This is a genomic window from Nonomuraea sp. JJY05, from assembly GCF_043496855.1.
Classification (GTDB): domain Bacteria; phylum Actinomycetota; class Actinomycetes; order Streptosporangiales; family Streptosporangiaceae; genus Nonomuraea.
The window spans coordinates 81,316-98,366 of sequence record NZ_JBIEIS010000042.1 but is presented as its reverse complement, the minus strand read 5'-3'; the positions used below and the strand labels follow the sequence as shown (position 1 = coordinate 98,366).

The following is a 17,051-nucleotide window of genomic DNA, read 5'->3' as shown; positions in this document are numbered from 1 at the left end:
GACGGCCGACGCGAGTTCACGTTATGAGCTGTGATCTACGTCGCCTTGCGAGTGATCGCGGTAGAGGAGGAGGCGCGACACCCCTCACCCGGACCCTTGAGAACCTCACCCCCCCGGATCACTTGTGGGACAAGACGCGTGTCCCCTGCGGCGCTCCTACGCGTGAGGTCACTTGGCGTGTGGATAGGCGACCATGGTGTTCGTGGCGTCGTCCCAGAACAGACCGTATCCGGAATAGTCGGCGAAGGGAGCCACGATGTAGTCGCCGGGCTGAACCTGGCCCGTGGCGAGGTCGATGGTGACCCGCGGGTCGGCCTGGTCGGCAGTCGAGGCGCCGATGCCGAAGGCGACGCCGTCATCGGTCACACCGGTGAGATGGACAGGCTTGTCCTGGTCGGTCTCCTCGAAGCAGTGGCCGGTGCCTTTGTCCAGGTCGAAGGCCGTGTGGCTGCGGACGAGATAGCGTCCGCCGGCGGAGAGGGAGGCTCCCTTGGAGTCGTCGGCCGTCACGCGCTGATCCGGCGCGCAGTCGACCTTGGCGCGGATCTTTCCCGTGGCGGGGTCCAGGACGGCCCACGTGTCGTTGGGCGCGCCCTCGTCGCGCCACTGCGCGACGAGGGAGTCCTTGACGGGGGCGATGAAGATCTTGTTCTCGCGGTCGGTGGTGAGAGTTCCGCCTGACCAGGCTCCCGGCACCCAGTAGTGGCGGCGGGGCTGGGTGTTGGTGGCCAGCAGCGGCCCGCGCGGCGTGACCGCTACGGCCTTGGTCGAGCCGAGACACAGCGTGCACTCGCTGGCTGGGGGTTTCATCTTGCGCAGGTCGTACGTCTTCGTCGCGCCGGTGACCGGATCCACGGTCATCACCACGTCTTCGTCGAAATGAGCCAGCAGTCCGCCGCCGCCGTTGCTGACCCCGCCCTCGCCGTCCAGTTCGAGATGGTGTGCGGGCGTGACGTTGTCACCGGCGGCACGGGCGGGAAAGATGTCGATCGTGGTGACCTCCCGGCCCTTGCTGACGATGTCGGCGCCCTTGGCGCCGGACGCGGAGGCGACCAGATAGTCCTTTCCCTGTACGGTGACCGAGAACGCCGACACGAGGCCGAAGCCTTTCACCTCGCTTTTCCACAAGGTCTTGCCGCTGGTCACGTCCAAGACAGTGAAGGTGCCGTCGTTCCTGCCGCCTTCCCGGAAGACGGCGACCGCCCCGGAATGCGGCAGGGGGATCTGGGTCCCCGGCAGGTCTGACTCCCAGCCGCGGGTGGTGTCGTAGACGCTGGGCACCGACAGTTGTGTTTTCGGCGTGACCCGCTCAGGAGAAGTGGACGGCGACGGCGTTGCCGTGCCGGTGCGGGGCCCGTGCGGCGCTCCCGGATCATCGCTTCCCGAGCCTCCTCCGCAGGAGGTGAGCAGGCCGGCGGCCACCACTGCCAGGAGTGCGCGTTTGGGGCGGTTCACCCTGTTCCTCCGTTCAACGGAATGTATTGGGCCCTGACCTTTCTGCTTCTGAACGAGAAGGTAAGGCGGAGCGTGTTGAGTATGTGTTGAGTGGGTGTCGAGTGCCCTCGAATGCCTTTCGCCCGGGTCGTGCGATGAGCCGCGGCGGCGCCTATCTGGCCGGTACCGCGTCAAACAAGGCGGCCGCCCGGTTGACCTCGAGTCGACTCTAGGTTGAATAATCCTTCCGCCCGACGCCCGACAGGGATGGGCAGGAAAGGATTCCGCATGAAGTACCGCATGATTGGCAGCGATTCGAAGACTCGCCGTGAAGTCAGCGTGCTGAGCCTCGGGGCGATGCTGTTCGGCACCGCTACGGACGAGGCGACGTCGTACGCCATCCTCGACCGCTTCGTCGAGGCTGGCGGCACCTTCATTGACACCGCCAACAACTACGCCTACTGGGTCAACGGCACTCAGGGAGGTGAAAGCGAAGCGCTGCTCGGCCGCTGGCGACGCAGCCGCAACATCACCGACGAGATCGTCATCGCCACCAAGCTCGGAGGGCGGCCCAACGCTCCGGCGACCGGCCTGAGCCACGACCTTGAGGGTTTGTCCGCCCAGGTGATCCGCGAATCCTCGGAGCGGAGCAGGGAGCGGCTCGGTGTGGACAAGCTGGACCTGCTGTACGCGCACGTCTACCTCGAGGGTTCCAACGTGGCGCTGGAGGAGACCGTCGAGGCGTTCGCGGGTTTGGTGGAGGACGGCACCGTCGGTCTTCTCGGAGCGAGCAACCACTGGTCGTGGCGGCTCGAGAGGGCCAGGAACCTGGCGGCCGCGGCCGGGCTCCCCGGCTATGAGGTCCTGCAGTATCACCACTCCTACCTGCGACCGCGCACCGATCTGCCGACCCTGCGGTCCAAGGACGGCAACCTCGGCGTGGTCGGCGGGGACCTGCTCAGCTACCTGCGAGCCGAGCCCGAGCTCACGCTGGTCGCCTACTCGCCCTTGCTGGGCGGCGGCTACGTACGTGACGACAAGCCGCTCGACGCAGCGTTCGACCATCCGGGCACACCTCGGCGTCTTGCGGCGCTGCGGGAAGTGGCGAAGGAGACGGGCGCGACCGTCAACCAGGTGGTGCTCGCCTGGCTGATAGGCGGCGAGATTCCGGTGATCCCGCTGGTCGGTGCTTCCTCCGTCGAGCAACTGGAGGAGAGCCTGGCCGCGGCGGACCTGGAGCTGACGGTGGAACAGCGGGCGAGACTCGACGCCGCGCACTGACACTCCATCGCCGAGGAGGGCGGGCTTCGACGGCCTGTGGACCGGCGACGACCTGCGCCATCCCGCGCGACCCGGCGCTGCCGACGCACTCGCCGTCCGAGCCGATGGTCGATGTGACGTTCCCCTCGTAGAGCCAGGGGGTTTGCCATGGTCGAGCCGCCGGCCAGCCAGACGGTCGTGGTCGTGGTCGCGGCGGCGGTGGTGGCCACCGCGACGATCCGCGCGCTGCAGGCGGCCGGGCCGATCACCGCGGATGGGTCAGCACCAGGTCAGCGTCGAGTTGACCCGGGTCACGTTGCTGATCGTGTTGTTGCTGCCGGTGCAGGGGCTCCACCTGATGTTGGTGTTGGTGACCGTCAGGTTCTGGAACCTGATGCCCGACGACGGCGCGAATTCGGTACGGGCCGCGATGCGGACCTCGCCGCCCCCGCTGATCGTGCCCGACACTCCGGCGATGACGACGTTGTAGCAGTTCTCCACCAGAACCGAGTTGTTGCCGGTATTGGCGATGTCGACCCGGTCGATGGTGGCGCCGCCGCTCTCCGAGACGCAGAAGACGCCCCGGCCACCGCCGCGTGCCTTGACGGTGCCTACTCGAATGTTGTTCGGGTAGGCGCTGCCGACCCGGCCGTTGCGGTTGGCCATGCGGAAGGCCGCGTACCCGGTGCCGGTGCCGGCGTTGTCGGCGTCGACGGTGCCGACCGTCGCGTTGATGGTCTGGTTGAGCAGCAGACCGGACTCGCCGACGTTGCGTGCCGTCACGGTGCCGACGGTGAGGCCGTCGACGCCGTAGGTCTCCATCGCGTGCGAGCTGGCTCCTTGCACGTACACGGTGTCGACCCGTACGTTGCGGGTCCACTGGCTGGTGTCGCCGCGGTTGTCGATGCGGACGCCGAGGCCCGCGCCGAGCCGCATGTCGATCTGGCCGAGCCAGACGTTCGTGACGTTGCGCAGGAAGATGCCGTAGATCGGGGTGCCGGTCACGTTGAGGTAGGGGACCTCGATGTTCGAGGTGCCGCGGGAGTAGATCGGCGCGTAGTCGCCGGAGCCGGAGCCGGTTACGTTGATCGTGCCGCAGACCGACAGGGAGGTGTAGCTCGGCAGCGAGATCCGGCTGCCGGCGCTCATCGTGCCGTTGCCGCGCACGACCACCCGCTGGATCGAGGTACGTCCGGCGGTGAGACTGCCGATGCCGGCCTGGACCGCCGCCCGGAAGTCGGTGCCGGTGTAGACGCTGCTGCCGGCGCTGTTGCGGGCGGTCCAGGTGCTGCCGCTGACTGTCACCTGCGACTGGAAGGTGCCCTCCCCGCAGGCGGCGGCGGACGCCGGGGGAGGGCCGAGCGCGACACCGGCCCCGGCGCCGGCCGACAGGATGGCGAGCGCGGCGACGATGCGGGTGAGACGACGGCACTGTCCCTTGAGCGGGCGTGGCGCAGCGGTGGTGGCTGTGGTCATGGGATCTCCGCGGGGGTGCTCGGTTGGCGGTGGCGCGATTCAGGTGACGGCATCGGCCGGCGCCTTCAGCGCAGGGGGGCGGACGAGCGCACGCCTTGCGGGACGAGTTCCGCCATCCTGGCGGCGCCGTACTCGGAGAAGTGGGTGTTGGCCGGTGACTCTGACCGTCACGGCGGCGGTGGTGCGGCCGAACGCGGCCGTCGAGCGGACGGCGTCACCGCGATGCGGGCGGTCGGCGCTTTGCTGATACGCATGGTTTCTCCCGTTGACGGGGTGGGGAGATGGCGGCCGCGTTTTGCCACCAGGCGTGTCTTGACCTCGATAAAAACGTTTCACGTCGCCTTGCAACGCGACCTTAAATATCGATGGCGATCGTGTCAAGCGGCCAGTCAGATGGTTGCATGGACAGTGCAGGGCAATCGGCCGGCGGTTCAGAAATGCCCCCGGAGCAGGTGGGGCGTGAGGGCCCCGCCAGCAGCACGATTGCGGGCCGCCGCAGTCTCTCCGGAGAAAGTGGGGGAGTGGGCGCGGAGGCGCCCAGAATTGAATGCATTCAGCCGGGAGGTGTGCCATCTGTCGCCCGGGCAGAAACTCGTATGCGGGGGATCGTCTGTAGCCGATGTTCTGCCAGGCGATGCCGAGCCGGTGAACGAGTCGAAAGCGGCTGTGACCGGGTTGGTCAGGAACGGATGAGCTGGTCCAGCGGGGCCGCGGGATCGGCGAGTGCGGCACGGTCGACCGGGGAGGCGGCCTGGACGAGTGCCTTGAGCTGGTCGGTCTGGTCCCAGATGTTGACGTTCATCGACGCGATCACCGTGTCGTCCCGGAGCCAGAAGGCGAGGAACTCCCGCTTGGCCAGGTCGCCGCGGATGACGACGTCGTGAGCGAGGCCGGGCGGAACGTGACCGAAGTACTCCATGCCCAGGTCGTACTGGTCGGTGTAGAAGTAGGGCAGCTCGTCGTAGGCGGCCTGCCGGCCGAGCATGGCGCGGGCGGCCACGGCGGGCTGGTTGAGCGCGTTGGCCCAGTGCTCGACCCGGAGGTGCCGGCCCAGGCGGGGGTGGTAGGCGTTGGCGACGTCGCCGGCGGCGAAGATGTCGGGATCGCTGGTGCGCAGGTCGGCTGTGGTCTTGACGCCGTTGCCGACCGTCAGCCTGGCGGCGGCGGCCAGATCGGCGTCGGGGACGGCGCCGATACCGGCCACCACGGCGTCCGCGTCGATGCGAGTGCCGTCGGCCAGCCGTACGCCGGCCTCGGTGACCGCGGCGAGGCGGGCGCCGAGCCGCAGGTCCACGCCATGGTCACGATGCAGGCCGGCGAAGACGGCGCCGAGCTCGGGGCCGAGGACGCCGAGCAGCGGCTGCCGCTCCTGTTCCACCACGGTGACCTCGACGCCGGCGGCGCGGGCCGCGGCGGCGGTCTCCAGGCCGATCCAGCCGGCCCCGACGACGGCGATCCTGGTGGCGGCGGACAGCGTGGCGCGCAGGCGGTCGGAGTCGTCGACGGTACGCAGGTACAGCACGTTGTCGCGGTCGTGACCGGGGACGGTCAGGCGGCGCGGGCGGGCCCCGGTGGCCAGCAGCAGCTTGTCGTAGTGGAGCCGCTCACCGTCGGACAGCGTCACCTGATGAGCGGTCCGGTCGATCTCCGTGACCGCGACGCCGGTGCGCAGGTCGACGGCGTGGTCGTGGTACCAGCCCGCGTCGTGCACGAAGATCTTCTGTCGTTCGTCGCCGCCCTGCAGATAGGCCTTCGACAGCGGGGGCCGCTCGTAGGGCAGGTGCGGTTCCCGGCCGACCAGCACGATCGCACCGTCGAACCCTTCCGCGCGCACGGCCTCGGCGGCCTTGGCGGCGGCCAGGCCGCCTCCGGCGATCACGAACGTGGCTGGTGGCGGCATCGTCAGTCTCCTGTCTGCTCGTTCGGCAACGGGTCGGTGGAAGAAGGGGTTCGTACGAGGGGCTAGGCGTGGACCCCGGCCAGCGCGAAGAACTCCTGGCGGGAGCGCGGATCCTCGCGCAGCAGCCCCTGCAGGGCAGAGGTCACCGTGCGGGACCCGCGGGCCTGCACGCCGCGCATCGACATGCACAGGTGTTCGGCCTCGATCACCACGCCGACGCCCTTGGGCGCCAGGTGCCGCTGCAACCAGTCGGCCACCTGCTTGGTCAGCCGTTCCTGCACCTGCAGATCGCGGGCGAACAGCTCGACGACGCGGGCGAGCTTCGACAACCCCAGGATGCGGTCGCCGGGCAGATAGCCCACGTGCGCCACACCCTGGAACGGCAGCAGATGATGCTCGCACAGCGACTGCACCGGGATGTCGCGGGCCACGACGAGCTCGTCGTACCCCTCCTCGTTGGGGAAGGTCGTCAGGTCGAACTCGCGCGGTGCCAGCAACTCGGCATAGGCGTTCGCGACCCGCCTCGGCGTGTCGGCCAGGTGCTCGGACTCCGCGTCCCGGCCCAGCGCGATCAGCAGGTCGGTCACCGCCCGTTGCGCGGCCTCCAGATCCACACCGCCGCGTCCGCGGACCACCCGCAAGCGTCGCTGCTGGTGCTCTGACGACACGGCGGAAGACGAATCGCCGGTCGGCTGCGCCACGGACTCGCTCATGCCGGCCGCCCGCAGTCGTCGGATGCGCACCGCATCATGGACCCCTCCTTCTATTGACAACTTTCGTTAACATTAGAAGGAGCTCCCCGATTTAGTCAACAGGAATGGGTTTTAGAATGAGCGAGGTCGACGAGGCATGGCCGGCACGTGTCTCCGCCGTCGCGGCGCTGGACGAGCCGACCCGGCGCCGCCTGTATGAGTTCGTGGTGAGACAGGCCGCGCCGGTGAGCCGCGACGAGGCCGCCGACGCCGTGCAGGCGCCACGCAACACGGTCTCGTTCCACCTGGACAAACTGGTCACCGAAGGGCTGCTCGAAGCCGTCTACCAGCGCCGCACCGGCCGCACCGGCCCCGGTGCCGGCCGCCCGTCCAAGCTCTACCGGCGCGCGCCCGGGCAGATCACGGTCTCCCTGCCGGACCGGCGCTACGAAACCGCCGCCCACCTGCTCGCCGACGCTCTTCAGGAAGCGCAGGTCTCAGGCGAGCCCCCACGTGTCGTACTCGACCGGCGCGCCCGCGAACTGGGCAGGGAGCTCGGCCGGGCGGCCCGCCCCACCTCTTCTGCCACCGACCCCCGCGCCGGGGTCATGCCGGCCCTGGAAACCCTCGGATTCGAGCCCCGCGCCGCCGGCGACACCATCACCCTGGTCAACTGCCCCTTCCACAGCCTGGCCCGGCAGCACACCGAACTGGTCTGCGGCATGAACCTCTGCCTCCTCACCGGCCTCCTCGAAGGTCTCGCCGCAACAGGCGTCACCGCCCGCCTGGAACCCGCCCCCGAACACTGCTGCGTCCGCCTCCACCCGACCGGCCGGACTCCCCGCTGAGCCCCGTTCCCGCCTGCCGCCTGACCGCCACTCTCGGAAGTGCCGAGCCGGCCCTACGCCGGCGGGCCTCCGGGAACAGCGCTCGCGACGGCGTTCGTCACCGCTGACAGTCCACATCGGCAGCTGCCGGTCGAGCGGCGACGACGCGAGACCTTCCGGCGATCACGTGGCCGCGCCGGGGCCCGCCAGCAGGTCGACGTCGCCCGCGTGCATCGGCTCGCCGCAGTGGGCGCAGCGCAGGTCGACATGGCTGATTTCGTTGCACGCGTGGTGGCGGTAGAGCACTGGAGGCCCGGCCTCGCCGGCGAGCCACTTGTCGCCCCATCCGGCCATGACCATGAGCAGGTCGACCAGATCGGCGCCCTTGACGGTCAGGTGGTACTCGTAACGCGGTCGCTTGTCATAGGGGCGGCGCTCGAGCACGCCCTGGTCGACGAGGTGGTTGAGCCGTTCGGTCAGCACCTTGCGCGAGATCCCGAGGTCGGCCTGGAGCTGGTCGAAGCGGGTCATGCCGGCCCACACGTCACGCAGGATCAGGGGCGACCAGGGCTCCCCGATGACGTCGAGGGTGCGTGCGATGGAGCAGGCCATCTCGCCGAAGTTCGTGCGTTGCATGAGATCAGTCTAGCAACTGGGGTTCCCTGAAGAAACTCCGAGCGTTATGGTCGTGAAGTCTCCTGAAGGAACTCGAGAAGGGAATCGTCGAGATGAGCAAGGTCATCGCCGCCCACGCCGTGTCGGTCGACGGCTACATCACCGGCCGCGACCCGGGCGCCGGGCGCGGGCTGGGTGAGGGAACGATGCTGTTCGACTGGTACTTCAACGGCGACACGCCCAGTCAGGTGTTCGACGGGTTCAAGCTGAGCGAGCCCAGTGCCCGGGTCTTCGACGCCCTCGCCGGCCGCGCGGGCGCGGTCGTGGCGGGCCGCAACACCTATGAGGACTCCGACCATTTCGGAGGCGGCAGCCCGCACCCGGCGGCCTCCCTGTTCGTCCTCAGCCATCGGGCGGCGCCGGAGATGACCGAACGGCAGACCCTCATCACCACCGGCATCGAGGACGCCATCGCGGCGGCTCGCGAGGCCGCCGACGGCAAGGACGTCGGCCTCATGGGCGGCGGCGTCACGACCGAGGCCCTGAAGGTGGGGCTCGTCGACGAGGTGATCCTCCACCAGGTGCCCGTCCTGCTGGGCGGCGGTCGCAGCTTCTTCCAGGAGCTTCCGAAGCATGTGCACCTCCGTCTGCGGGAGGCCGTCCCGGCACCGGGCGTGACCCACCTGCACTACGAGGTGGTCCGCTGATCCTCGCCACCGGAGGGCTGGGCATGATCGGCGCGCGCACCACCGGACCGAGGTCCCTCGTTCCTCGCCGACCGGGACGCCTTCCTGGGCCTCGCGCGTACGACTACGGAGCCGAACTTTCGCGCCGTTCGGCGATCTTCGCCTGCAACGACCGGCAGGCGATCGGCGTCTACCAGGCCGGGCTCGAACTGGCCACCACCCTCACGGTCCGGGAGAGCACCGCCCCACCCGCCGGCCGTGAGGGCGCCGGCTAACACGTCGTTCATTCGGATCCCCACGGTGCGGCCCGGGCGTCGTTCCGGCGGACGCCGGCAGCGGGCCAGGTCGTGGACGACGTGTCAGCGTCCCCGGCAGGTGCGGAGCATGTTGAGCAGAGCCTTCTTCTCCTGTCTTGTCACGAAGAGCCGGTAGTGGTGTTTCACGGTGATCCACGAGGTCGCGTAGCGGCACCAATAGGCGCGGCGTGCCGGACGCCAGCTCTGCGGCCCCTGGCCACCCTTGGCGATGTTGGCGGAGTGGCTGACGACGATCAGTTCGGGCCGGGCGAGGTCGTTGGCGAAGGCGCGCCTGCGCGCCTGGCTCCATCTGCTGGCGCCCGAACGCCAGGCGTACGACAGCGGTACGACGTGGTCGACGTCCACATGCTTCTCGCTCTTCAGCCACTTGCCGTCGTACGGGCTGTACCAGAGGCCCTTGACCGGGTGGCAGGCCGTGTTCCTGCGCACGCGTCGCCCGTCGCGGGCCAGCACCGTCTCCCGGGTGTCGCACTTACCCCTGTGGTGCGCCCATCGGGGCAGGAAGCGCCGGTGGGCATAGCCGCGCATCGATAATGCCTTGGCGACCTTCAACTGGGACAACATCCGGCGGGCGAGCGCGGCACCGGCCTCGGCCTGCGGCCGCTGGCGGGTGTCGGCCGCCGCCCCGCGCGGGATGGCGGTGATCGGAAGGACCAAGAAGGTGAGCACGGCCACGAGGATCGTCCGTCTCAGAAAGATCATGGTTCCATCCATACCCGGTAACTCCCCGTCGCGGGCGGAGCTACTCAGGACAGTAGGACCCTGCTCCCAAGGCGGATTCCTCCCTCAGGCGGAAGACCCGCCGGATTCCGCGGGCGAGGGTGGAGCCATGATCTCCGCCACCCTCACAGGCGTGGTCGCGAGTCTCGCCCTGTCCGCGACACTCCTGCCCGCCGCTCCACCTGTCCAGGCCCGATCTTCACTCGAACGCGTCCAGGTCCGATCCTCACCGGAGGAGCCGCATGAGTGCGCCCGCGCCGTGGCCCGGTGCGACGGCACGCTGGCGGTGCCACTGGACTGGAGCGACTCCTCCTCCGAGCGCATCGAGGTCGCCTTCGCCTGGATCCCGGCCGCCGAACGCGCGACCGGCACGATCCTGGCCAACCCCGGCGGCCCTCTGCCCGCGCTGCCCGACGTGCCGCGCATCCAGCAGGTGCTCGACCCCGTGCTCGACCACCAGAACCTCCTCGTCGTCGATCCGCGCGGGCTGGGCGAGTCCTCCCCGCTGCTCTGCCCGGGCTTGAAGCTCACCGAGCCGGACACGATCGCGGCCTGTTCGGCCCACCTCGGCTCGCGTGCTCGCTTCTTCACGGCCGACCAGGCGGTGCACGACATGGAGGCGGTACGCCGGGCGCTCGGCGCAGGCCCGGTCACCTTCTACGGCAACTCGTACGGCACCGCCTTCGCCCAGGCGTACGCCGCCCGCCACCCTGAGGGTCTGGCCGCGGCGTTCCTGGACAGCACGATGGTCACCTCGGCGGACGGGTACGCGCTGTGGCCCATGCGGTCGCGCCCTGACCTGCTCGGCCTTGTCTGCGACCGGTCGCGGGCCTGCCGCGCGCTCCCGGGTGACGCACGCCGCACCTACGCGCGGCTGGTGGCGCGTCTGCGCGAACACCCTGACCCCGAGGTGCCCCTCATCGCGCTCAGGAGCGTGGAGCGGGTGAACGAGCCGGTGTTCGGCCGGGAGGTGAACGCCGCCGCCACCGCGTACCTCGCCGGCGATCCCGAGCCGCTGCGGAGGCTGGCCCGCGTGCTGGCCGGCGCGCCGAGCCAGCCCGTCGAGGGCGCGGAGTGGGCCGGGTACCTGGCCTACCGATGCGGCGACGGAAGCTTCCCCTTCGACCGGGACGCGGACCCGGCCGAGCGGCTGGACCAGCTCGAGCGGTACCACCTGCGCGAGCGGCCGCTGGCACCGTACACGCCCGCCGACCTGGGGCTGGACGTGCGCAAGAGCCTGGAATTCTGTGTGAACTGGCCGACGCCACGGCGCAGCCCGGTGCTGCCGCCAGGCGCGGCTCTGCCCGACGTGCCGGTCATGGTGGTCGGCGGCGACTTCGACACGCACACGCCCGCGGAAGTGGGCGCCGCGCTGCGGGTCTTCCCCGACGCGACGCTCGTACGGGTCCCCTTCGGCACGCACAGTCTCGCCTGGGGAGGCGGCGAGGCCGGCGAGTGTGTGCGCGCGGCGCTGCGGTCGTTCGTGACCGATCGCCGGGTGCCGCAGGGGCGGTGCACCGCGGAGAACTACCGCGCGCTCGGGGCGTTCTCCCTGTCGTTGGCCGAGGTCGCGCCGGTGCCCGCCGCAGGGCTGGACGCGGGGCGGCGGCGGGTGCTCGCGGCCGCCTTCGCCACCGCCGCCGACGCGGTCGCCCGCCGCAACCCGTACAACCTCTTCCACGGCCGGCTGACGGAGCAGCCGGGGCTGCGGGGCGGGCGCGTCACCTTCGGGAACGGGACCATCACGCTGGACGAGGCCGCCTTCGTCCCCAGGGTGGCGGTGAGCGGGCAGATCGCGCTCACGCCGCAGGGCAGGGCCACGGCCTCGCTCACCGTCCTGGCGGCCGGCTCCCCGGACGGGCGGGCGTACGGGGTGGAGCTGGCATGGGAGGCGTTCACCGCGCAGGAACGGCCCGCACTGTCCGGCACCTTCGACGGCAGGCACTTCGAGGCCCGCGAACTGCGCTGAGCGGTGCCGGCGGGCCGCCGGCAGGCGGGGTCAGCGGCCGGTCGTGCCGTCGATCAGTTCGCGGAGGATGTCCGCGTGGCCCGCGTGGCGGCCGGTCTCCTCGATCAGGTGGGTGAGTGCCCAGCGGATGCTGGGAGCGGGGCGTCCCGGCCGCGGCCGAGGGACAGGGGCGCCGAGATCGGTGCACCCGTCGAGCACGTCGTTCGCGCGTCCGACCGTCTCGCGGTAGCGGGCGACGACGTCGGCCACGCTGTCCGCCGGTGCGGCCTGGAACGTCGCCGGCCAGTCGGTGACGTCGTCCCCGAGGAAGATCGAGCGTTCCACAAAGGTCAGGTGGTTGAGCAGGCCGAGCAGGTTCGTGCCCGACGGCACTGCGGCCGTTCGCACCTGCGGTTCGGGGGCACCGTCGACCTTCGCGGCGATCGAGGTCCGGAGGTAGTCGAGGAACCCGCGCAGGACCTCGGTCTCGTTGCTTCCGGTCCGGGGCGGCGGGGTGTCGCCGCTGCGATTGCGGCGCGTGGTGCCGGGGCCGGTGCTGGTGCCAGGACCGGGGCCGGAACTCGTACTGGGGCTGGTGCTGGGCACAGGGGTCTCCTCACTTCGTCGGGGGCGCCGCCGGCCCGCCGTGTCAGGCGGTGCGGCGGATGAGCAGGACGTGGTCGATGACCTCGGCGGTGCGCCCGCCCGGTCCGGTCGCGATCCGGCGGGGTGTGGCGGCCTGCTCGACCGCCCATGTGGCCGGGTCCAGATCGATACCGGCGGCGACCTCGTGCGGGCTCGGGTACCGGGCGCCGGGATCCTGGTTCCACGACCAGGGCGCGGCCGAGCCGTGGTCGACGACCAGCAGCCGCCCGCCCGGGCGCAGCGCGTGCGCGGCGGAACGCAGGACGGTTGCTCGGTCCAGGTCGAAGGGGGTGTGCAGGTAGTGGGCGCAGATCAGGTCGAAGACGCCCTGCGGGAAGGACTCGTGCAGGTCGTGCCGCACGGTGATGACGCGGTCGCCCAGGCCGCGTGAGCGGGCGAGGGCGGCAAGCCGCTCGACCGCCACGGCCGAGAGGTCGGTGGCGGTGACCTGCCACCCCTGGCCGGCGAGCCACAACGCGTCTCCGCCGTCGCCGCATCCGAGGTCCAGCGCGTCGCCGGGCGGCAGGCCCGTGATCGTCTCGGTGAGGCGAACATTCGGCTGCGGGTCGGCGGCTGCCGGTCGGGCCGCGTAAACGCCGTCCCAGAAGGTGACCGCATTGGTGGTGCTCATCAAGACTCCATCTGTCGGGATGCGCTTAGCTTTGCCGGACGTGCCATGATTTGGCACGAAATCTTGCTGTTCTGGCAAGATGGCCTCGTGGATCGCAGGACGGACGACGACGTGCTGGACGCGGTGGGGCCGCGGCTTCGTGCGCTGCGTCGTGACCGCGGCATCACCCTCGCTGACCTCGCGGCGACGACCGGCGTTTCGGAGAGCACCCTGTCCCGGCTGGAGAACGGGCAGCGCCGGGCGACCCTGGAGTTGCTGCTGCCGCTGTCTCGCGCCTACGACGTTCCGCTGGACGACCTCGTCGGCGCCCCACGCACCGGCGACCCCCGGATACATCTCAAGCCGATCAGGCGGTTCGGGATGATCTTCGTGCCTCTGTCCCGGCGGCCGGGCGGGGTGCACGCGTTCAAGATGATCATCCCCGCCCGGCCGGAGCCACTCGAACCGACCCCGCAGACCCACGAAGGCTTCGAGTGGCTCTACGTGCTCAACGGTCGCCTGCGGCTCGTGCTCGGCGAGCGCGACCTGACGTTGCCGCCCGGTGAGGCTGCCGAGTTCGACACGTCCTTGCCGCACTGGCTGGGCAGCGCCGATGGCGGCGCGGTCGAGCTTCTCATCCTGTTCGGCCTGCAAGGGGTGCGTTCGCACGTACGGACCGACCCTCATCGGTCGTCTCAGGGCGGGAGCCGGCGGTGAGCCCGGCCTGACAGCGAGGTCGTCAACGGGCAGGAGGGTGAGTGCCCGGCTTGCCCGACAGGTCAGGCGGGAACGGCGCGGGCGATGCAGATGCGAGCCTGCAGCCGGGGGCCGGCTTTGTAGAACATGTACTCGACCCCGCCCTGGGTGCCGTTGCGCTTGTAGGCCACGCAGATGCCGCCGGGGTTCTCGTGAGGGGCGTAGCAGAGGTAGTAGCGCGAGCGCGGGTCGGTGGCGGGCCGGGCGACGAGGCCGGCGGTGGTCACGGCGCCCAGAGTCGCGGCGCCGCGTAAGACTCCGCGCCGGGTGAGCGGACGTGAGTCCCGGCCTGATTGATGGATGGTCAACCTGCCTCCGATCCTGGTCGCGTAAGGCGATGGACGCCGTGCGGCCGGCCAGGTCTTCGAACGACCGTCCCCCGGCGTCACTGTATGTTGCCATGCACGGAGGAAGCCATACCACCTGATAATACGAATTACCCAGCGATTATCTCTTGACGCCCCGTTCTGGCCCGTCCCAGAATGACCGAACTAATACGCATTATCGACACGACGGGTGATACGCACTGTGACGGCTTCAGGGCGGCGGCTGACGCAGCAGGACATCGCGCGCATGGCTGGAGTGAGCCAGACGACGGTGTCCCTGGTGCTCAACGGAAGGGCCGAGGGCGAGGTGCGGATCTCGCCCGAAACCCGCGATCGGGTGCTTCAGGTGATCAGGGAGACCGGGTACGTGGCCGACCCCGCGGCCCGCCGGCTCGTCGAACGGCGCAACCGCATCTACGGCGTGTTCACCTACGAGGCCGTCTTCCCGGCGGAGAGCGCCGACTTCTATCACCCCTTCCTGGTGGGGATCGAGGAATGCGTCGAGGAGGCGGGCTGCGACCTGCTGCTGTTCACCAGCGCCAAGGTGCAACAGGGGGAGCGGCGGCGGATCTTCAGCGCGGAGAGCCGGATCCGGCTGGCCGACGGATGCGTCCTGCTCGGCCGGACGATCGACCGGGAGGATCTGTCCAGGCTGCTGTCCGAGGGCATCCCGTTCGTCTCCGTCGGCCGCCGCGACGACGCCGGCGGGCCGGTGCCGTACGTCGGAGCGGACTACCCGCCGGCGGTGCGCGCGCTGGTCGAGCGGGCGGCGGCGCTCGGGCACCGGCGGATGGCCTATGTCGGAGCGGGGGAGGGGCCGGAGTCCTACGCCGACCGGCTGCGTGGTTTCTCCGAAGGCGTGGCCGCGACCGGTGTCGAAGGGCTGCACCTGACCACCGCGGACAGGCTGTTCGACTGCGGCGCGACCGTGGTGTTCGCCGAGGAGCTGGCCGACGGCGTGGCCATCGCCGAGGCCGCCAGGACCCGCGGGCTGGACGTGCCGCGCGACCTGTCCATCGTCGCGCTGGGCGCGCCCACCAGGCCGGTGTCGACCGACATCGACTTCGCCGGGTTCCGCATTCCCCGGCGGGAGATGGGCCGCAGGGCCGTCGAGCTGCTCACCCAGGTGCTGGAACGCGGCGGCGTCCCGCAGGAACTGCTGGTGTGCGAGCTGGTCGAGGGATCGACCCTGGCACCCGTACATGAGGAGAGGTAAGCCCCACGTGGTTGAGATATCGGCAGACGCCCTCGTCGTCGGCGGCGGGCTGGGCGGCGTGGCCGCCGCGCTGGCCCTGCTGCGGGCCGGGCGATCGGTGGTGCTCACCGAGGAGTACGAATGGCTGGGCGGCCAGCTCACCAGCCAGGCGGTGCCGCCGGACGAGCACACCTGGGTGGAGCGGTTCGGCGTCACGGCGAGCTACCGCGCGCTGCGCGACGGCATCCGGCGCTACTACCGCGACCATTACCCGCTGACCGAGCGGGCGCGGGCGTGGCCGGAGCTGAACCCGGGCGCCGGGCACGTCAGCAAGCTGTGCCACGAGCCCAGGGTCGCGGTCGCGGTCATCGAGGCCATGCTGGCCCCGTACCGGGGGTCGGGCAGGTTGCGCGTGCTCCAGCCGTACCGGCCGGTGGGGGCCGAGGTGGACGGCGATCGCGTCACGGCCGTGCGGCTCGCGCACCGCGACGGGGGCGACGAGATCCTCGCGGTGGCGCCGTACGTGCTGGACGCCACCGAGACCGGCGAGCTGCTGCCGCTGACCGGGACCGAGTACGTGACCGGGTTCGAGGCGCAGGGCGACACCGGCGAGCCGAGCGCCCCGGCGACGGCGCAGCCGATGAACATGCAGGCCGTGTCCGTGTGCTTCGCGATCGACCACGTGGACGGCGACCACACCGTGGACAAGCCCGCCTCGTACGACTTCTGGCGCGCCTACCAGCCGCCCTTCTGGGGCGACCGGCTGCTGTCGTGGCGCTGCCCGAGCCCGCGGACGCTGGAGATCGTGGAGCGTTCCTTCACCCCCAACCCGGGGGACGACCCCCGCCTGGTGGCGGCCGACCAGCGGGTCAACCCGGGCGACGGCAACCTGTGGACGTTCCGCAGGATCGCCGCCCGTGACAACTTCGTGCCCGGCGCGTACGGCAGCGACATCGCGCTGGTCAACTGGCCGATGATCGACTATCTGGAGGGGCCGGTCATCGACGTGCCGGACGCCGACCGGCACGTGGCGGCGGCCCGCGAGCTGTCGATGTCGGTGCTGTACTGGCTGCAGACCGAGGCCCCCCGCCACGACGGCGGCACCGGCTACCCGGGCCTGCGGCTGCGCGGCGACGTCACCGGCGGCGCCGACGGGCTCGCCCAGGCCCCCTACATCCGCGAGTCCCGGCGCGTCCGGGCCGTGACCACCGTCACCGAACAGGACCTGTCCGTGGCGGTACGCGGCGACAAGGGCGCCGTCTCCTATCACGACTCCGTGGGCGTGGGCATGTACCGCATCGACCTGCACCCGTCGACCGGCGGTGACAACTACATCGACGTCGCCTGCTCCCCGTTCGAGATCCCTCTCGGGGCGCTGATCCCGCAGCGGATGAGCAACCTGCTGCCCGCCTGCAAGAACATCGGCACCACCCACATCACCAACGGCGCCTACCGCCTGCACCCGGTGGAGTGGAACGTCGGAGAGGCGGCCGGCGCGCTCGCCGCCTTCTGCCTGGACCGCGCCACCACGCCGCACGCCGTGCACGCGGACGGCCGGCTCCTGGCCGACTACCAGCACCGGCTCGTCCGCGACGGCGTGGAACTGCGCTGGCCCGACGTCACCGGCTACTGACGCCAGAAGGA

17 protein-coding genes are annotated in these 17,051 nt (G+C 70.5%); 8 read left to right on the top strand and 9 right to left on the bottom strand.

Translation table 11 applies throughout. From position 1 onward, the window contains the following. Positions 1-168 precede the first annotated feature (168 nt). Positions 169-1,455, bottom strand: coding sequence for a hypothetical protein (locus ACFKCF_RS46690; RefSeq protein ID WP_394501824.1), 1,287 nt, complete (start codon positions 1,453-1,455; stop codon positions 169-171). A 267-nt stretch (positions 1,456-1,722) separates the two neighbouring features. Between ACFKCF_RS46690 and ACFKCF_RS46685 the strand changes: the two genes are divergently transcribed. Beyond that, complete coding sequence (locus tag ACFKCF_RS46685; protein ID WP_394501823.1) at positions 1,723-2,715, top strand: aldo/keto reductase; 993 nt, start codon at positions 1,723-1,725, stop codon at positions 2,713-2,715. Between the two features lie 258 nt (positions 2,716-2,973). On the opposite strand, the gene ACFKCF_RS46680 is transcribed toward ACFKCF_RS46685, so the two are convergent. The 3 genes from ACFKCF_RS46680 to folE form a co-directional block, all read right to left on the bottom strand. Then, positions 2,974-4,170, bottom strand: coding sequence for a hypothetical protein (locus ACFKCF_RS46680; protein ID WP_394501822.1), 1,197 nt, complete (start codon positions 4,168-4,170; stop codon positions 2,974-2,976). Positions 4,171-4,849: 679 nt separating this feature from the next. Next, positions 4,850-6,070 (bottom strand): NAD(P)/FAD-dependent oxidoreductase, encoded by a 1,221-nt coding sequence (locus ACFKCF_RS46675; protein ID WP_394501821.1) that lies wholly within the window; start codon positions 6,068-6,070, stop codon positions 4,850-4,852. A gap of 62 nt (positions 6,071-6,132) precedes the next feature. Further along, entirely contained in the window at positions 6,133-6,684 is a 552-nt protein-coding gene (folE, locus tag ACFKCF_RS46670; protein WP_394501843.1) for a GTP cyclohydrolase I FolE, read from the bottom strand. Positions 6,685-6,899: 215 nt separating this feature from the next. Here folE and ACFKCF_RS46665 point away from each other — a divergent pair, with 215 nt between their 5' ends. Further along, positions 6,900-7,610, top strand: a complete 711-nt coding sequence (locus ACFKCF_RS46665) for a helix-turn-helix transcriptional regulator (protein ID WP_394501820.1) — start codon at positions 6,900-6,902, stop codon at positions 7,608-7,610. Positions 7,611-7,772: 162 nt separating this feature from the next. Here ACFKCF_RS46665 and ACFKCF_RS46660 read toward each other — a convergent pair whose 3' ends face one another. Then, positions 7,773-8,225, bottom strand: a complete 453-nt coding sequence (locus ACFKCF_RS46660) for a winged helix-turn-helix transcriptional regulator (protein WP_394501819.1) — start codon at positions 8,223-8,225, stop codon at positions 7,773-7,775. Between the two features lie 92 nt (positions 8,226-8,317). Between ACFKCF_RS46660 and ACFKCF_RS46655 the strand changes: the two genes are divergently transcribed. Next, positions 8,318-8,911 carry a dihydrofolate reductase family protein gene (locus tag ACFKCF_RS46655; protein WP_394501818.1) on the top strand — a complete coding sequence of 198 codons (594 nt, stop codon included), beginning with the start codon at positions 8,318-8,320 and terminating at the stop codon, positions 8,909-8,911. A gap of 23 nt (positions 8,912-8,934) precedes the next feature. Next, a complete protein-coding gene (locus ACFKCF_RS46650) occupies positions 8,935-9,165 on the top strand; it encodes a hypothetical protein (protein ID WP_394501817.1) in 231 nt (76 codons plus the stop codon). 84 nt (positions 9,166-9,249) lie between these two features. Here ACFKCF_RS46650 and ACFKCF_RS46645 read toward each other — a convergent pair whose 3' ends face one another. Beyond that, positions 9,250-9,909, bottom strand: coding sequence for an HNH endonuclease family protein (locus ACFKCF_RS46645; protein ID WP_394501816.1), 660 nt, complete (start codon positions 9,907-9,909; stop codon positions 9,250-9,252). A gap of 127 nt (positions 9,910-10,036) precedes the next feature. On the opposite strand from ACFKCF_RS46645, the gene ACFKCF_RS46640 reads away from it, so the two are divergent. Continuing rightward, entirely contained in the window at positions 10,037-11,896 is a 1,860-nt protein-coding gene (locus tag ACFKCF_RS46640; protein WP_394501815.1) for an alpha/beta hydrolase, read from the top strand. A 30-nt stretch (positions 11,897-11,926) separates the two neighbouring features. Here ACFKCF_RS46640 and ACFKCF_RS46635 read toward each other — a convergent pair whose 3' ends face one another. Next, on the bottom strand, positions 11,927-12,481 hold the full coding sequence (locus ACFKCF_RS46635; protein WP_394501814.1) for a DinB family protein: 555 nt from the start codon (positions 12,479-12,481) through the stop codon (positions 11,927-11,929). A gap of 43 nt (positions 12,482-12,524) precedes the next feature. Then, positions 12,525-13,151 (bottom strand): SAM-dependent methyltransferase, encoded by a 627-nt coding sequence (locus tag ACFKCF_RS46630; protein WP_394501813.1) that lies wholly within the window; start codon positions 13,149-13,151, stop codon positions 12,525-12,527. Between the two features lie 87 nt (positions 13,152-13,238). On the opposite strand from ACFKCF_RS46630, the gene ACFKCF_RS46625 reads away from it, so the two are divergent. Next, positions 13,239-13,847, top strand: a complete 609-nt coding sequence (locus ACFKCF_RS46625) for a helix-turn-helix domain-containing protein (protein ID WP_394501812.1) — start codon at positions 13,239-13,241, stop codon at positions 13,845-13,847. A 62-nt stretch (positions 13,848-13,909) separates the two neighbouring features. On the opposite strand, the gene ACFKCF_RS46620 is transcribed toward ACFKCF_RS46625, so the two are convergent. After that, positions 13,910-14,113, bottom strand: a complete 204-nt coding sequence (locus ACFKCF_RS46620; RefSeq protein WP_394501811.1) for a hypothetical protein — start codon at positions 14,111-14,113, stop codon at positions 13,910-13,912. 289 nt (positions 14,114-14,402) lie between these two features. On the opposite strand from ACFKCF_RS46620, the gene ACFKCF_RS46615 reads away from it, so the two are divergent. Both ACFKCF_RS46615 and ACFKCF_RS46610 read left to right on the top strand, forming a co-directional pair. Beyond that, positions 14,403-15,428 (top strand): LacI family DNA-binding transcriptional regulator, encoded by a 1,026-nt coding sequence (locus tag ACFKCF_RS46615; RefSeq protein ID WP_394501810.1) that lies wholly within the window; start codon positions 14,403-14,405, stop codon positions 15,426-15,428. A gap of 7 nt (positions 15,429-15,435) precedes the next feature. Further along, positions 15,436-17,040, top strand: coding sequence for an FAD-dependent oxidoreductase (locus tag ACFKCF_RS46610; protein ID WP_394501809.1), 1,605 nt, complete (start codon positions 15,436-15,438; stop codon positions 17,038-17,040). Positions 17,041-17,051 lie beyond the last annotated feature (11 nt).

Bases quoted from the DNA above. Each gene is read 5' to 3' on its own strand.
- ACFKCF_RS46685 (WP_394501823.1), top strand. From the start codon at position 1,723: ATGAAGTACCGCATGATTGGCAGCGATTCGAAGACTCGCCGTGAAGTC.
- ACFKCF_RS46680 (WP_394501822.1), bottom strand. From the start codon at position 4,170: ATGACCACAGCCACCACCGCTGCGCCACGCCCGCTCAAGGGACAGTGC.
- ACFKCF_RS46675 (WP_394501821.1), bottom strand. From the start codon at position 6,070: ATGCCGCCACCAGCCACGTTCGTGATCGCCGGAGGCGGCCTGGCCGCC.
- ACFKCF_RS46665 (WP_394501820.1), top strand. From the start codon at position 6,900: ATGAGCGAGGTCGACGAGGCATGGCCGGCACGTGTCTCCGCCGTCGCG.
- ACFKCF_RS46660 (WP_394501819.1), bottom strand. From the start codon at position 8,225: ATGCAACGCACGAACTTCGGCGAGATGGCCTGCTCCATCGCACGCACC.
- ACFKCF_RS46655 (WP_394501818.1), top strand. From the start codon at position 8,318: ATGAGCAAGGTCATCGCCGCCCACGCCGTGTCGGTCGACGGCTACATC.
- ACFKCF_RS46650 (WP_394501817.1), top strand. From the start codon at position 8,935: ATGATCGGCGCGCGCACCACCGGACCGAGGTCCCTCGTTCCTCGCCGA.
- ACFKCF_RS46645 (WP_394501816.1), bottom strand. From the start codon at position 9,909: ATGATCTTTCTGAGACGGACGATCCTCGTGGCCGTGCTCACCTTCTTG.
- ACFKCF_RS46640 (WP_394501815.1), top strand. From the start codon at position 10,037: ATGATCTCCGCCACCCTCACAGGCGTGGTCGCGAGTCTCGCCCTGTCC.
- ACFKCF_RS46630 (WP_394501813.1), bottom strand. From the start codon at position 13,151: ATGAGCACCACCAATGCGGTCACCTTCTGGGACGGCGTTTACGCGGCC.